Source organism: Cohnella xylanilytica, from assembly GCF_014212175.1.
Lineage (GTDB): Bacteria > Bacillota > Bacilli > Paenibacillales > Paenibacillaceae > Cohnella > Cohnella xylanilytica.
Genome location: NZ_JACJVR010000012.1, coordinates 77274 through 93117, shown reverse-complemented (window position 1 = coordinate 93117; position 15844 = coordinate 77274). Strand labels below are relative to the sequence as shown.

General features: G+C 63.1%; 14 protein-coding genes. 7 read left to right on the top strand and 7 right to left on the bottom strand.

The window, feature by feature from the left end:
* Positions 1-272: 272 nt before the first annotated feature.
* Positions 273-1040: a tRNA (guanosine(46)-N7)-methyltransferase TrmB gene (trmB, locus tag H7B90_RS04165; protein ID WP_185134622.1), complete on the bottom strand. Its 768-nt coding sequence runs from the start codon at positions 1038-1040 to the stop codon at positions 273-275.
* Between the two features lie 1424 nt (positions 1041-2464).
* Positions 2465-2653 carry a hypothetical protein gene (locus H7B90_RS04160; protein WP_185134621.1) on the bottom strand — a complete coding sequence of 63 codons (189 nt, stop codon included), beginning with the start codon at positions 2651-2653 and terminating at the stop codon, positions 2465-2467.
* A 325-nt stretch (positions 2654-2978) separates the two neighbouring features.
* Between H7B90_RS04160 and mnmL the strand changes: the two genes are divergently transcribed.
* From mnmL to H7B90_RS04130, 6 genes are all read left to right on the top strand, one after another.
* Positions 2979-3941 (top strand): tRNA modification radical SAM protein MnmL/YtqA, encoded by a 963-nt coding sequence (gene mnmL, locus H7B90_RS04155; protein WP_185134620.1) that lies wholly within the window; start codon positions 2979-2981, stop codon positions 3939-3941.
* 1 nt (position 3942) lies between these two features.
* Positions 3943-4554: a tRNA 5-(aminomethyl)-2-thiouridylate-methyltransferase MnmM gene (mnmM, locus tag H7B90_RS04150; RefSeq protein WP_185134619.1), complete on the top strand. Its 612-nt coding sequence runs from the start codon at positions 3943-3945 to the stop codon at positions 4552-4554.
* A 20-nt stretch (positions 4555-4574) separates the two neighbouring features.
* Entirely contained in the window at positions 4575-4979 is a 405-nt protein-coding gene (locus tag H7B90_RS04145) for a VOC family protein (RefSeq protein ID WP_185134618.1), read from the top strand.
* The gene (locus tag H7B90_RS04140; protein WP_185134617.1) at positions 4976-5953 is read left to right on the top strand and encodes a type I phosphomannose isomerase catalytic subunit; all 978 of its coding nucleotides are present in this window, start codon (positions 4976-4978) and stop codon (positions 5951-5953) included. Before H7B90_RS04145 ends, H7B90_RS04140 begins: the two co-directional genes overlap by 4 nt.
* A gap of 102 nt (positions 5954-6055) precedes the next feature.
* A complete protein-coding gene (locus tag H7B90_RS04135) occupies positions 6056-6577 on the top strand; it encodes a hypothetical protein (protein WP_185134616.1) in 522 nt (173 codons plus the stop codon).
* Between the two features lie 196 nt (positions 6578-6773).
* Entirely contained in the window at positions 6774-7304 is a 531-nt protein-coding gene (locus H7B90_RS04130; protein WP_246578692.1) for a MogA/MoaB family molybdenum cofactor biosynthesis protein, read from the top strand.
* A 444-nt stretch (positions 7305-7748) separates the two neighbouring features.
* On the opposite strand, the gene H7B90_RS04125 is transcribed toward H7B90_RS04130, so the two are convergent.
* On the bottom strand, positions 7749-9227 hold the full coding sequence (locus tag H7B90_RS04125; protein WP_185134614.1) for a DHA2 family efflux MFS transporter permease subunit: 1479 nt from the start codon (positions 9225-9227) through the stop codon (positions 7749-7751).
* Positions 9228-9380: 153 nt separating this feature from the next.
* Here H7B90_RS04125 and H7B90_RS04120 point away from each other — a divergent pair, with 153 nt between their 5' ends.
* On the top strand, positions 9381-9965 hold the full coding sequence (locus H7B90_RS04120) for a TetR/AcrR family transcriptional regulator (RefSeq protein ID WP_185134613.1): 585 nt from the start codon (positions 9381-9383) through the stop codon (positions 9963-9965).
* A 41-nt stretch (positions 9966-10006) separates the two neighbouring features.
* Here the strand turns inward: H7B90_RS04120 and mobB are convergent, their stop codons facing one another.
* From mobB to nirB, 4 genes are read right to left on the bottom strand one after another with little or no spacing between them, the layout of a single operon-like run.
* Positions 10007-10525: a molybdopterin-guanine dinucleotide biosynthesis protein B gene (gene mobB / locus H7B90_RS04115; protein ID WP_185134612.1), complete on the bottom strand. Its 519-nt coding sequence runs from the start codon at positions 10523-10525 to the stop codon at positions 10007-10009.
* Between the two features lie 50 nt (positions 10526-10575).
* A complete protein-coding gene (gene mobA / locus H7B90_RS04110; RefSeq protein ID WP_185134611.1) occupies positions 10576-11247 on the bottom strand; it encodes a molybdenum cofactor guanylyltransferase in 672 nt (223 codons plus the stop codon).
* Positions 11244-13364 (bottom strand): assimilatory nitrate reductase catalytic subunit NasC, encoded by a 2121-nt coding sequence (gene nasC, locus H7B90_RS04105; protein WP_185134610.1) that lies wholly within the window; start codon positions 13362-13364, stop codon positions 11244-11246. Before nasC ends, mobA begins: the two co-directional genes overlap by 4 nt.
* 16 nt (positions 13365-13380) lie before the next feature.
* Positions 13381-15822: a nitrite reductase large subunit NirB gene (nirB, locus tag H7B90_RS04100; protein ID WP_185134609.1), complete on the bottom strand. Its 2442-nt coding sequence runs from the start codon at positions 15820-15822 to the stop codon at positions 13381-13383.
* Positions 15823-15844: the final 22 nt, after the last annotated feature.

Here is a 15844-nt window from a genome sequence, read left to right as displayed (position 1 = left end):
AAAAAAAAACATTCGCCAGCGTCCCGTAATGAATGGGCAGCCGCGTCATCCGGTGCAGATCGACCAGCTTCTTCAGAAATTGCCTGCGCCTTTCGGTTAGCAGCATAAACGATCGCAACCCCGCCTTTTTTGGTTTTTTGGGTTGATACCTTTATCATAAAATATGGGATATCAGAGTCAAACATGAATAAACCGCCGGAGAAGTCTCCGGCGGTGGCTATGGCGGCGTATCCTCGTTCTATCGCCTTCTATCGCGCGCTCTCTTCGCTCTCCTAGTCCGCGTCCTCCCGCCCGTCTGCCGCCCGCTTCGCGGCTCTGGCGATAGAGGCTTGCACCTCGGCTTCGACGCGCTCCCGATGCTCGCGCACGACTTCGCTGCCCACGACGGCTTCGAGCCGGTAGATCGGCATCCCTTGGCCGACGAACTTCGTCTCGTACTCCGTCATCACCAGGTCGTCGCGCAGCTCGTTGCGGTGAAGATGCAGAGAGATGTTGCGCATCTGCAGGCGGGAATCCGAGAAGCTGTTGAGCGAGAACTCGAATAGGCTCAGAGAGTCGGTCTTGAAGTGAATTTCTCCCTTCTCGTTCAACGCCCGCTTGTACTTCTCGAGGAAGCGCGGGTGCGTGAGGCGGCGCTTCGCGTGCTTGCTTTTCGGCCACGGGTCGCTGAAGTTCAGGTAGATTCTCTCCAGCTCGCCGTCCTCGAACATCTCCTCCAGCTGCTCCGCGTTGCCTCGGACGAGATACAGATTGGGGACTTCGTCCGAGCCCTTCTCTTCCTTCCACAGCTTGCGCGCTTTCTCGCTTCCTATAAGCAGCAGCTCGTCGTACATATCCATCCCGAGATAGTTGACGTCCGGGTTGTTCGCGCTCCAGCGGCTGATGAACTGCCCCTTGCCCATGCCGATCTCGATATGAATGGGGCGATCGTTGCCGAACAGCTCGCGCCAGCGGCCCTTCAGCTTCTTCGGCTCCAGCACGATCAGATCCGGTTGGCTCTCCAGGCCGACGCGGGTATTCTTCTTCGTTCGCAGTCTCATGACTCGTCCTCCGCTTCCGTTGCGCGCGTTAACGCGGCAGGCCCCGGTCTTGCGCCCGCCCGTCCGCGACGTTGCCGTCCCTTATTGTGCCCAATTCGGGCGGGATTGTAAAGAGATTCGGCCTGCGCCGCGAGCTCGGTCTCTGCGAACCTTCGAATCTCCCTTTTCCGGGCTTATCCCCTTCGCTCAGCCGAAACGGCCCCCTATGCCTCCTTATCCTCGCGCACGTACCGTATCTCTCTCTTCGCCGCTCTTTAGGCTTATCCCCTTCGCTCAGCTGTAGCTGCGTCTTACTTCTTATCCCGATAGCTCAGCCGAAGCTGCCATCTTTCCTTTTACCCATGCGCCTCCGTCTAGCTGCATTTATCGGGTTATCCCGTCGGCTCAGCCGCGATGCATTTTGGAGCTTATACCTGTGGTTTGATTCGGCCTCGCAGCCATTATCGTTTTATCCCATTAGCTCAGTTTACGGTGCATTTTTAGGCTTATCCCCTTCGCTCAGCTGTAGCTGCCATCTTTCCTCTTACCCCCGTGCCTCCGTCTAGCTGTATTTATCGGGTTATCCCGTTGGCTCAGCCGCGATGCATTTTGGAGCTTATACCTGTGGTTTGATTCGGCCTCGCAGCCATTATCGTTTTATCCCATTAGCTCAGTTTACGGTGCATTTTTAGGCTTATCCCCATACCTCAGCTTACGGTGCATTTTTAGGCTTATCCCCATACCTCAGCTGTAGCCTCGTTCCCCTTAGCCCCGTACCTCAGTTGCAACGTTAACTCCCCCTATCTCCGCTCCTCGGTCGGAATCTTTATCTTTCATCTTATCTCCGAACCCCGGCATAAGCTTCGCCTACATCTTATCCCCTCGGCTCAGCAATATCGCCTTGACTAAGCGGCATCCCCTTTGCTCAACAGCGGATTTATTCAGTCCCCTCTCCTTCTCTATATAGAAATAATGAGGTATACGTCCCCCGCCCCGCCTAGCCGAGACCGAGTAGGCCGACTGAGCTGTGGGGATAAGAGTAAAAGTGCCCTAGTAGAGAGAAGGTCTAGCTCCGATCCGCCGCGGCTGAGTCATGGGGATAAGAGTAAAAAAGTCGAGAAGAGGGAAGAGCGGGGTCCGAGACGCGAGGCTGAGCAGTGGGGATATGATTAAAAGTGTCCTAGAAGAGAGAAGGTCTAGCTCCGAACCTTCGCAGCTGAGCCACGGGGATAAGACTAAAAAGGCCGAGAAAGAGAAGAGCCGGGTCCGAGACGCGAGGCTGAGCAGTGGGGATAAGACTAAAAGTGCCCTAAATAAGAGAAGGTCTTGCTCCGATCCGCCGCGGCTGAGCCATGGGGATATGCCTGATAAGCGCGATAAAAAGACCGCCCGGCTCCGAAATCGGAGCGCAGGCGGTCTCGGCGGCTATGGCAGCGAACGGCTGATTAATTGACCGGACGGCGTTCGTCGAGATGATATTGGTTGTCCAGGGCCTCCTGGATCTTCCTCTTGGCGGACACTTCGACGTTGTGGTTGCTATGGAACTTGATGCCCGCGAGCGCCATCGCTTCCTTGATGGTCAGCTCCACCTTCATCGTGTCGTCGCCTTGCGGGATCTTAACGGTAGAAGTCATGATCCTCACCTCTCGCTTTCTCCTAAATGAAATGGGTAGGGATTAGGTTACCCCCGAACTGGAGCAGCTATGAGTAACGTTGCGAAAATTGGAGGACGAAAACTGCAAAATTCGTTGATCTGACGCACTTTTAATATAACATATCATGTTAGGTATTGCAAGCCGATCCGGCGAATTCCGCACCTGTTCCGCTCAAAATCCTCTTTATCGGAAAGCGCTTACCCGCCAAATGATTTTTATCGCAGTTGTCCCCTGTTCTCGCCAATCCCGGTTTTTTTCGGTACAATGAGAGCAGCGCAATTCGAAGCAAGGAGCGGTAACGAGAATGGCCACGATAGCGACGACGGACGAGACGCGGCCGGCGGAATGGAGCGGCAAGCGATTCCGTTCGTGGAATCACGAGATGCGGGAGCGGTTCGGGGCGAAGGTCTTCAAAGTGACGCTGGACGCGGGATTCACCTGCCCGAACCGGGACGGCGCGATCGCGACCGGAGGCTGCACCTTCTGCAGCGCCCGGGGCTCCGGCGACTTCGCCGGAAGCCGGCGCGACGATCTCGTCACGCAATTCGGCAAGATCCGCGACCGCCAGCACCTGAAGTGGCCGGAGGCCAAGTATATCGGCTACTTCCAGGCCTACACGAACACGTACGCCCCGCTCGAGACGCTCAAGGAATACTACGAGACCATCCTGGAGCAGCCCGGCGTGGTCGGCCTGTCCGTCGCCACCCGCCCCGACTGTCTTCCGGACGACGTCGTCGACTATTTGGCCGAGCTGAACGAGAGAACCTACCTGTGGCTCGAGATGGGGCTGCAGACCGTCCATGAATCGACTTCGAAGCTGATCAACCGCGCTCACGACACGGCTTGCTTCGTCGACGCGGTGGAGCGGCTTCGCGCCCGGGGAATCCGGGTGTGCGCCCATATCATCTACGGGCTTCCCGGCGAAGACCGCGAGATGATGCTGGAGACGGGCCGCCAGACGGCCCGGATGGACGTGCAGGGCATCAAGATTCATCTGCTTCACCTGATGCGCAAGACGCCGATGGTGCGCCAATGGCGCGACGGGCTGCTGCGGTTCCTCGAGAGGGACGAGTATGTCGGCCTGGTCGTCGATACGCTCGAGATGCTGCCGCCCGAGATGACCGTTCACCGTCTGACGGGCGACGCTCCGCGCGACCTGCTTATCGGACCCATGTGGAGTCTGCGAAAATGGGACGTGCTGAACGCGATCGACGCCGAGCTTGCGCGGAGGAACTCGTGGCAGGGCAAGTTGCGGGAGGGACGATAAGATGGGATTCCTCTCCGTCCTGACCATGGCCCAGCGTTGGGCGGCGGAACGGATGGCGCCGGGCGCGGTCGCGATTGACGCCACGGCCGGAGGCGGCGTGGACACGCTGTTCCTCGCGCGCGCCGCGGGTCCGAAGGGGCACGTGTACGCGTTCGACGTGCAGGAGGCGGCACTCGCCCGCACGCGGGCTCGCCTGGAGGCGGAGGCCGCGGCATCGGCGCGCGACGGCTCCCGCACGGCCGGCAGCCTTGCGCCGGCGACGCTCCTGCACGCGGGCCATGAGCGAATGGCCGAGCTGATCGCGCCGGAGCACCGCGGCCTCGTGCGGGCGGTCATGTTCAATCTCGGCTTCCTGCCTGGGGAAGGCGGCGACCGGAGCGTCATCACGCTGCCGGAGACGACGCTGGCCGCCATGGAAGCTGCGCTCGGCCTTCTCGCGCCGGGAGGAGCGCTGACAGCGGTCGTCTATCCCGGCCACGAAGGCGGAGATTCGGAAGCGGCCGCCGTGGAACGGTGGATGGCCGCTCTCTCCCCCGCCGCCGCTCAAGTCGTGTCGTATCGTTTTCCGCAGAAGAGCTCCGCTCCCTATCTATTCGCATTAGAGAAGAAGTAAGCGAAGGAGGACAATGAGGAATGGCGGTTACGAAAATCGAGCACGTCGGAATCATGGCGAGCAACCTGGAGGCATCGATCGCCTTCTACACGAACGTCGTCGGGTTGGACTACCTGGAGACGCTGACCCATACGAACGGCGTCATCCGGCTCGCCTTCCTGTCGTTCCCCGGCCGCCGGGAGACCGAGATCGAGCTTATCGAAGGCTACGACGGCCCCGTGACGCCCGAGGGCAAGGTTCACCACGTCGCATTCTCGGTAGACGACATCGAGGAGGAGTACCGCCGGATCCGAACGCTCGGCGTGTCCGGAGTCGATGAGGGGATCACGGAGCTTCCCAACGGCAGCCGTTATTTCTTCTTCAAGGGGCCCGACGGCGAGTCGATCGAATTTTTCCAATCCACCAGAGGAGGACAATCGCAATGACCCAATCCGTTAAACCGTATCCGCTGCACTTCAAGCCCGAATTCAAGGAGCGCGTCTGGGGCGGCCGCGAGCTCGAGCGCTTCGGCTACGACGTGCCGGAAGGCCACATCGGCGAAGGCTGGATGATCGCCGACCACCCGAACGGCGTCTCCCACGTCATCAACGGCGAGCTGGCCGGCCAAGGGCTCGACCAAATCCGCGAAGCGCTCGGCGCCGAGTGGTTCGGCTCGAAGGGCAGCCAATCCGGCAACGGCCGCTTCCCTCTCTTGATCAAGCTGCTCGACTGCAACGACGACCTGTCGGTTCAAGTGCATCCGACCGACGACTACGCGGGCCTGCCCAAGGGCGAGCTCGGCAAAACCGAAATGTGGTACGTCCTCGACGCCAAGCCGGGCGCCAAAATCATCTACGGCCTGAAGCCGGGCGTCAACCGCGAATCGTTCGCGGCCGCGATCTCGGAGGGCCGGATCATGGATACGCTCCAGGAAGTGTCCGTCGAGGCGGGCGACACGTTCTACATACCGGCCGGCACCGTTCACGCGCTGTGCGCGGGCGTTCTCGTCGCGGAGATTCAGCAGAACTCCGACACGACGTACCGGGTTTACGATTACGACCGTCCGGGACTGGACGGCAAGCCGCGCGAGCTGCACATCGAGGATTCGTTGAACGTGACCGCCTACGAAGGCGCCGGCGCGACCCGGATGAAGACGGACGGAGCGAAGCCTGGCGAATGGCTGACTCTGGCGAAGTCTCCTTACTTCGTCACGGACAAAGGCGTCGTTCGCGGCGAATGGAAGCTGTCGACGGTTCCGGAGAGCTTCGACATTCTGATCGTCGCGGAAGGTACCGGCTCGATCCGCTGGGAGAGCGGCCTGCTCGACGCCAAGGCGGGAGACTGCTTCCTCCTGCCGGCCAACCTGGGCGATTACTCGCTGGCCGGCGAGATGACGGTGCTTCGCAGCCGCGTCGAATAGGGGCTGGGGACTGGCAAGGAGACAGGCCGGCGATCGGCCTGGGCGATAGGCGAAGGCGAGACACTACACGGATGCGCGAAGGCGCGAAAGGAAGACGAGACGATGCTGCGTCAGACGTTGATCTTAACCGGAATCGGTATCGCGATGTGGGCGGTGGCCACGCTGTTTTTCATCCTCTTCGGCAATTGGGTGCTCGTCGATACGGAGAACCCCCAGTTCGGCGCTTCGCTGTTCCTGCTGGAGGCATTGACCGCGCTCGTGCTGATCGGGCTGGCGCTCGTCGTCCGGCTGCGCCTGTTCCGGGAGCCGGGGTCGGCCACGCGGTTGGGCTTCATCGGTGCGGCGGTCGGCCTTCTGCTCGACACGTTCGCGATCTGGTACCGGGACAGCGTCTTCACGAAGTTCGACGAAGGCCAGCACCATGCGTTCACGATCTGGATGACGCTCGCTTACGCGTTGTTCCTGCTCGTGCCCGCGATCACGGATCGCCTCGTGCGGACTTCCTCCGCTCCCCCCGCCTCCTCCGCCTCTTCCGCCGCCGTTCCTTCGGCCGATGCCGAATCCGCGCACGCGGGAACGGATATGGATGAGGTCGGCGGCTTCGAGCGCGAGCGGACCGAGTAGGCGGAACTTCAGGCTCTGCCTGCTGCGAGCCTCCTGCGGCCGGACCCGGAACCTCCGAATCCCTTGTTCAGGGCGGCGGAGGTTCTTTTTTATAGGGGCTGCGGCGCTCCGGATGCGCTTCCGGGGCGATTCTGCTACAATGATCGGTAACAAGCGGACGGGCGATAGAGAGAAGCCCCGAAGGAGAGAGAGACGTTTGTCCACCTCATCATCTACCGAGCAGCACCGGAGGGAGGCCCCTTCTTCCGTATCCTGCCTCATCATTACCGTATCGGACACCCGAACCCCGGAGACGGACAAAAGCGGACGGCTGTGCCGCGAGCTTCTGGAGGCCGGCGGCTACCGGGTCGTCGGAGCGCGAATCGTTCCCGACGAGTACGACCGGATCCGGACGCTCGTGCTCGAAGCCGCGGCCGACCCCGCCGTCGAAGCCGTGCTGCTGAACGGCGGCACGGGCATCGCCGGCCGGGACACGACCTACGAAGCGGTGCGCGACGTCCTTCAGAAGGAGATGCCGGGCTTCGGCGAGATTTTCCGCATGCTCAGCTTCACCGAGGATATCGGCTCCGCGGCCATTCTATCCCGGGCGATCGCCGGCACGGTGGGCACGACCGCCGTCTTCTCGATGCCCGGCTCGACCGGCGCCGTGAAGCTCGCGATGACGCGCCTCATCGTCCCGGAGCTGCGACACGTGATGCGCGAGCTCTATAAGGATTCGCCCAAGTAATTTAGAAAGGAAGGATGCCCTCCTGCCGGAACCGGACCACCGTGGATCAGCCACCGTGTTGCTTCGGGGGCGGATATCGAAGGAGCGGGGCAAGATGCGTCAACCATTTCTTACTTTGGCCGGATATCGAAGGAGCGGGGCAAAGCGTGTCAGCCGCTGCGTTACTTTGGCCGGATATCGAAGGAGCGGGGCAAGGTGCGTCAGCCATTTCGTTACTTGGTCGGATATCGGTGGCGCAGCCTTTCCTGGGCATCCGATCGCGCCCCTTCCCCTGGCTGAGCAGAGGGGATAAGCCTAAAAAGGCAAAAAAAGGGGAAAGGCGGTATCGGCGCTGCGTCGATCTTCGATCGACGGCGCGAGCCCGCCGCCAAGCAAAAAAGCATCGCCCATCCGCCGCCCTAGGCGGGGAGGAGCGATGCTTTTTGCGTTAGCGCGGGACCGGGATCAGTGCATGCCCGGCGATCCCGACGGCTGCCCTTGCGGAGCTTGGGTCCGGCGGATGAACAGGCCGATGACGAACGCCAGTACGGCGATGACGAGGCCGATCCAGAAGGCGTTGTTGACGCCGGCCACGACGCCGTTGGCGATCTCGGCCGGAGACGACGGATCCGCCGACGACTTCATGTAGTCCTTCGTGCCGTTCGACATGATGCTGATGAACAGCGCCGTGCCGATCGCTCCGGACACTTGCTGGAGCGTGTTCAGGATCGCCGTGCCGTGCGGATACAGGTTCGGCGGCAGCTGGTTGAGGCCCGTCGTCTGCGCCGGCATCATGACCATGGAGATGCCGATCAGCATAACGATATGGACGAAAATGACGTATCCGGTGCTCGACGAGGAGTCGAACGTCGTCAGCAGGTACAGGGCCAGAACGACGATCGCGAGCCCCGGAATGACGAGCACTCTCGGCCCGAACTTGTCGAACAGCTTGCCGGAGATCGGAGCCATGACGCCGTTGACGACGCCGCCCGGCAGCAGGACGAGGCCGGACTTGAACGCGGTCATGAACAGCGCGCCTTGCAGGTACAGCGGAATCATCGTCATGGACGAGAACAGCGTCATCATGATGACGAACAGCAGGATGGTCACGAGCGTGAACATCGGATACTTGAACGCTCTCAGGTCCATGACCGGATCCTTCAGCATTAGCTGGCGCCAGATGAACAGAAGAAGGAAGACGCCGCCGACGATAATCGACCAGTACACTTCAGGGTCGGACCAGCCGGCTTCCCCCGCTTTACTGAAGCCGTACACGACGCCGCCGAAGCCGATCGTGGACATCAGGATCGACAGCACGTCGACCTTCGGCTTCGTCAGCGTGGACACGTTCTTCAAGAAGACCGCGGCGATGATGATCGAGAACACCGCGAACGGCAGCACGAGAATGAACAGCCAGCGCCAGGACAAGGAGTCCAGTATTAGACCGGATATCGTAGGGCCGATAGCCGGAGCGAACATAATGACGAGACCCATCAGTCCCATCGCGCCCCCCCGCTTGTCCGGCGGGAAGATGACGAGAATCGTGTTCATCATAACCGGCAGCATAAGGCCGGTGCCGAGCGCCTGCACGATCCGTCCGACGAGCAGCAGCTTGAAGCCCGGAGCGACGGCGGCGATCAACGTGCCGGCAAAAAACAAAATCATCGCCGACAGGAACATCTGCCTGGTCGTAAACCATTGTTGCAGAACGGCCGTTACCGGAACGAGAACCCCGATGACGAGCATATACGCGGTGGACAGCCATTGAATGGTCGAATAGGCTACTCCCAATTCCTGAACGAGATCGGGCAACGCGTTCCCCAGCAGCGTCTCGTTAAGGATCGCGACGAACGCCCCGATGATCAGAGCGAATACGATCGGGCCGCGCTTGATTTTGCTTAAATCGACGTTGGACGGCGCGCTCCCGGAACTTGCAGCATTCATTGTTGCTTTTCTCCCCCTGCCTATCTTTTGTTTAATCTACACTTGTATACTTAAAACGACAAATGTATATTTTCTACTATACACGTTCCATATAGCAGGAAGTCAAGAACCAATTCCGCTTCATATGTCGGTTAATCTACAGAGGAGGCCGGGATGTATACGAACAGGAATTCGGGAAAAACCGATCTCAGGGTCCGGCGCACCCGCAAGATGCTGTGGGAGGCGCTCGCGAAGCTGTTGGAGGAACGCCCCTTCGAAGCGCTGAGCGTCCAGGAGATTTGCGACCGGGCGATGGTCCACCGGACTACGTTCTACAAGCACTTCGAGGACAAGTATCAGCTGCTGTCCTACGGGTTGGAGGAAGCCCGGGAACGCTTCGCCGACCGCTCGTACGAGGATCGGATCCTGCACCCGATCCAGATGTTCGAAGAGTTCGGCGACATGCGTCAATTCCATGCGCTGGCGACCTCGGATCGGGAATGCAGTTCGATGCATAGCATGATCCAGAAGCACGCCTGCGATTCCCTGAGGGAAGATCTTCTGGAAGCCGAGAGCCGCGGGGCGCGGTTCCCGGTTCCCGTCGACATCATCGCCGCGTTCTACTCGGGCGCCGTCTCTTCGCTCGGCTCCTGGTGGCTGAAGAACGATTCGTCCGTATCCGCCAAGGAGATGGACGAATATTTGGGGCGATTGATCAACAAGGACGCGTTCTTCCCGAACGAATCGCCGAAAAAATAGCGGCCCGCGGGCCGCTATTCGCTTTTTGCTGCAAGCCATTGTTATTCCAATCCTAACGTTCTTCGGATGTGCTCGGCGATCGCGGCGACGTCGTCCGGCGCGAACGTCTCGATCCCGTTATTCGGCTCGATCGTCTCCCGCCGGGCATACGGTTCGGGCCAGAGCGCGAGCGCCGTCACCGCCGGAAGCTTCGCCAATTGTTCCGCGTCGCCGATCTGTCGCGCCAGAGCCAGCTTCGGGTAGCGCTCCCGCTTGAACCCCTCGACGAGAACCAGGTCGCACGCCCGGGAGGCGGCTTGAACCAGCTCGTCGAGCCGGGAAGGCGCCTCCGAGAAAATCGCCGTTCGTTCCCCGGACGTGATGGCCGTCCAGGCGGAGCCGGAATGGCGATGCTTCCACGTATCCGTGTCCGGACGATCCGCTTCGAAGCCGTGGGCGTCGCGCTTGATCGTCCCGACTCGCAGCCCCCGCTCCGTGAACAGCCGAACCAGGCCGCAGACCAGCGTCGTTTTGCCGGCGTTCTTGAAGCCCACGATCTGATAGACCTTCGGCCCGCTCATTGGCATCGTCTCCTTCCGCATCCCTTCGCGCCTTCCGTCCCTTCCGCCCCTCAGATGTCCGCTAAAGCCTGCCGATACTCCTCCGGGGTGTTCACGTTGGCGACGAACCTTAGATCGATGCCCGCCGCCGCGAACTCTTCTTCGCGGATAACGAGCGGTCGGATCCGCCTCGCGAATTCGGTCAGCCTGCGCTCCCCTCGCGCCAGGCACGCCTTGGCCTCGCGGCTGCATTCGGCCCGGTAAACGGCTTGAAGCGGATGCAGCCGGCCTCCGATCTCCGGAACGGCCGCCATCTCCCCGCCGCGCGTCCGTTCCAATCGTTCGCCCATCCAGACGGCCGCCTCGGCGGAGACGAAGGGCATGTCGCAGGCCGAAGCCCAGACGATCCCTTCGCCCGCCGCCGACAGGCCCGCGAGAAGCCCGGCGAGCGGACCGCCGTCGGCGAAGGCGTCGAAGACGAGCGGGCAGCCCAGACTCGCGAGCTCCTCGAGGTTCGGGTGTCCGGCTCCGGCCGCGATCCGCACTTCGGCGCAGACGGCCTCCATCCGGTCGGCGACGCGCCGGATCATCTCCCGGCCTTCCACGGGAAGGAACGCCTTCGCGACGCCGCCCATCCGCCGGCTCGCCCCGCCGGCCAGAATGAGGCCCGTGAGCCGGCCGGGGGACCGGGCGAGGTCCCGCGCTTCTTCCGCCGCACCGCCTTCCGCCGCGCGGCTTCTCATGACAAAGCTTCCACGCGAACGGCGCTCACCTTGAAGTCCGGCATCCGGCAGTTCGGATCGAGCGCCGGGTTCGTGACCAGGTTCACGTTCTGCACGCCGCCCCAATGCATCGGAACGAACAGCGTGTCCTCGCGAATCTCGCTCGTAATGCGGCAGCGCACGACGACATGGCCGCGGCGGGAATGAATGCGGACCAAGGTCCCGTCCTCGATCCGGTGCCTTCGCGCCGTACGCGGATGGATCTCCACGAAGTTCTCGATCGCCCGGGCGGCGAGAGACGGGCTCCGCCGGGTCTGGACGCCGGTCAAATAATGCGGCAGCACGCGGCCGTTCGTCAGCAGAAGCGGATATTCCTCGTCGACGTCTTCCTCCGGCGGCCGGTTGTCGACCGGAGCCAGCACGGCCAGGCCGTCCGCATGCGCGAACGAGTCCTCGAACAGCCGCTTCGTACCCGGGTGGTCGGTCGACGGGCACGGCCAGTAGATTCCTTCTTCCTTGCGCAGCCTCTCGTACGTGATGCCGTAGTAGTCGGCGACTCCTCCGCGGCTCGCCAGCCTGAGCTCCTCGAAGATCTCCTCGGCCGAGCGGAACGGGAATTTGTCCCCGCGGCCGAACCGTTCGGCCAGCTCGCACAGAATCTCCCAGTCGTGCCGCGCCTCTCCCGGCGCCGGACGAGCCGCTTCCCGAAGCAGCACCCGCCCTTCGAGATTGGTCAGCGTTCCGGCGTTCTCCAGATACGACGTCACCGGGAGCACGAGGTCGGCCAGCTTCGCCGTCTCCGACAGGAACATGTCGGCCACGACCAGGAAGTCGAGGCCCTTGAGCGCCTCCTCGACCAGCCCCGCGTTCGGGTTGGACACGATCGGGTTCGATCCCATCACGAACAAAGCCTTGATCTCCTGTCGATGGGCAAGCTCCATCATCTCGTAAGCGGAGACTCCCTTGCCCGGCAGCTCCGCGGGATCGATCCCCCACACGCCGGCGACGTACTCGCGGTCCTTCTCGTTCTCGATCAGCCGGTAACCCGGCAGTTGGTCCGCCTTCTGCCCGTGCTCGCGGCCTCCTTGTCCGTTGCCCTGGCCGGTGACGGCTCCGTATCCGCAGCCCTCGCGGCCGATCTTGCCGGTTACGAGCACCAGATTAAGGAAGTTGCGGACGGCCAGATGCCCGTCGCTGTGCTGCTCGACGCCCCGGGCGGTGAAGATCATGCCGGTCGATGCCTTGGCGTAAGCGAGGGCGGCTTCCCGGATGCTCTCCTTGTCCACCCCCGTCATCTCGGCGATCTCGTCCAGGTCGAGCCGGTCCAGATGCTCCTTCAGCTCCGCGAATCCCTTCGTGCGCTCCCGGATGAACGACAGGTCCGCGAGCCCTTCGTCGAGCACGACCTTGAGCATCCCGTTGGCGAGCGCGGCGTCGGTGCCCGGCTTCACCTTCAGATGGATGTCCGCCAGCGCAGCCGTGCCGGTCTTGCGGGGGTCGATGACGATGATGCGGGCTCCGTTCTCCTTCGCGCTGTTAAAATAGGGCATCAAAGTCGGCTGGCATTCGGCGATGTTCGTTCCGGCGAGGATGATGCAGCCGGACTTCGGAATCTCCGACAGCCGGTTCGTCAGCCCCCGGTCGATGCCGAACGTCTTGACGCCCGCCGAAGCGGCCGCCGACATGCAGAACCTTCCGTTATAGTCGATATAACGGGTGCGCAGGGCGACCCGGGCGAACTTGCCGAGCAGGTAAGCCGATTCGTTCGTAAGCGATCCGCCGCCGTACAGGCCGACGGCGTCGCGGCCGTGCTCCCGCTGAACGGCGGACAGGCGCTCCGCGATCGTATCCAGCGCTTCCTCCCACGACACGCGGACGAATTCGCCGCCGATCTTGCGCAGCGGATGAAGCACCCGCTCCCGGCTCGCCGCGTGCTGGTAGGCGTTCATGCCTTTGACGCACAGCCGGCCTTCCGACGCGGCGTTCGGCTTCCCTTCCGTGCGGAACGCCGGACGGCCGGAAGGCGTCCGCTCCTCCGCGATCGTCATCTTGCATTGGACGCTGCAGAACGGACATTGGGTCGTTCCCCCGGGGACTCCGGATTCCCCCGCTTGACCCTGATTCAACGTCGCTTCCATGGTCGTTCCCTCTCCTTCATATCCCGATGGGCACAGCGCTCTCCGACGGGTGCCGCTCCCCGAACCAGCGGCCCAGCAGCTCTTCCCGGCGATCCGGGTCGAGCAGCTTCTCCCGGACCGCGACGAGTCCGATCCGGTCCAGCCACTTCCACACCGGCTCCCCGTAATAGGCGGACTCCCGGTACCATTGCAGGCACGAGACGGCGATCTCGAGCGCCGCTTCTTCGTCCGGCTCGACGGCGATCAGCTGCGCCTGGCGAATCGGACGCTCCGAGCGCCCGCCCGCGTAGATCTCCCATCCGGCCGGCGCTTCGGCCAGCCCGATGTCCCGCACGAGCAGGCCGGACGCGTTGTCCGCGAACCCGGCGACGACCGCGGCCGTCACCGAAGAAGGCAGCCGCAGGCGATGCAGCCTTCGCTCCAGCTCCGTCCCGATCCGCGCGGCGGTCTGGGCATCCTTGCCGCTGCGCGCGCCGATGAGAATCCGCGCTTCGCGTCCGATGCCCCCCGCCGTCTCGATCGGGAGGCCCAGGGTCTCCCGGAGCGCCCCGACCGCTTCGACGGGGACGCCCGGCAGGTCGATTCGCCCTTCGCCGGTCAAATTCGCAAAGGACAGGCCGTATCGCTCGATCGTATCGGCGATTCTGCGAAGCTGGTCGGCCCGGACGACGCCCGCGAGCAGCTTGGGGGTCACGGTCGTTCGCTCTTCGGCGGAGACGCCCGCTTCCGCTGCGGCGGCCGCACCCGGTATCGCGCCTTCCGCCGCGGCAGTCATGGCTTCCGCCGCGGCGGCGGACACCGGCATGGCGACGGCTCCGGCGGAGATGACGGCTCCGGCAGCTACGGCAGCTTCGGCGCTTCCGAGATAATACCGGATCGCGGCGCGGCACGCCGGACAGCCGTCCGGCCGGGTCCACCCGAGGCCGGCCATCGCCTGCGCCGCATCGGAGAAGCCCCGCGCGGCGATCTCTTCCTTGAGCGCCGCATGGCCGAGCGTCGTGCAGCCGCACACCGCCGCGTCCTCCTCCCGCTCCGAGCCGGCCGAGCCGCCCCCGGCGAGCGCATGCTTCACGACCGCCGCCACGAGCGGCTTGCACCCGCCGCAGGAGCCGGACGCCTTCGTGCGGTCGCGAACGAGCTCGACCGTATTCGCTCCTTCCCGGACCGCCTTCGCGATTGCGGCCTTGCTCACCGCGTTGCAGTTGCACACCGTCTCCTCGTCCGGCATCGCGGCGACGGCATCGCTGCCGCCTCCGTTCTCCGGCCGCGAGTCGGACCGGCTGACCGCGGCCGCGTCGGCCCCGCGCTTCAGATAGCCGAGCAGCGAATTCCCTTCGGCGGTGTCGCCGTACAGGATCGCGCCGGCCACTTTCCCGTTTTTGGAGAGAACCCGCTTGTAGGTGCCCTTGATTCCGTCGAATTGCTGGAGCACCGTCTCGGCGTCCGGATCGCCGATCGCCCCCGCCGAGAACACGTCGACGCCCGACACCTTCAGCTGGGCGTAAGGCACCGAGCCCCGGTACGGCTCCGTCTCCATCCCGCACAGCACCTTCGCCAGCACCTTGCCCTGCTCGAACAGAGGGGCGACGAGGCCGTACACCGTCCCGTCGTGCTCGGCGCATTCCCCGACCGCGTACACGCCGGGGCAGCTCGTCTCGAGGTAGTCGTTCACGACGATCGCCCGGTTCGTGCGGATGCCGGCGGCCTTCGCCACCTCGACGTTCGGGCGGATGCCGACCGCCATGACGATCAGATCGGCCTGCAGCTTCGAGCCGTCCGAGAACGCCAGTCCTTCCGCGCGCTTGCGGCCGACGATCTTCTCCGTGATCTTCCCGAGAAGGAACCGCATCCCTTGCCGCTCCAGCTCCCTCTGCAGCATCTCCGCCGACGTGCGGTCGAGCTGCCGGTTCATCAGATAGGCGGCGTTGTGGACGACCGTGACCTCCATGCCGAGATTAAGCAGCCCGCGCGCCGCCTCGAGCCCGAGCAGGCCGCCCCCGATGACGGCCGCCTTGCGGTAGACCGCGGCCGCCTCCATCATCGTCCGGCAGTCGTCGACGTTCCGGAACGCGATGACGCCCGGCTTCCCGACGCCGGGAAGCGGCGGGATGAACGCCGAGGAGCCCGTCGCCACGATCAGCCGGTCGTAGTCCGCGAAGAGGCCGGTCGACGTCTCGACTCTTCTCGCCGACGCGTCGATCCGGACGACCGGATGCCCGGCGTGCAGCCGGATGCCCTGCTCCTGATACCAGGCCCAATCGTGCGTGACGACGTCGTCGAACGAAGCGTCCCCCTGCAGCACCTTGGAGAGCAGGATGCGATTGTAGTTCGGTCTTGGCTCATTGCCGAAAATCGTAATGTCGTATAAATCGGGGGCCAGCCGCCCGATCTCTTCCACGCATCGGACGCCCGCCATCCCGTTGCCGATGACGACAAGCTTCGGTTTGCTCGCGCTCACTCCGCCCGTCAACTCCCTTCCT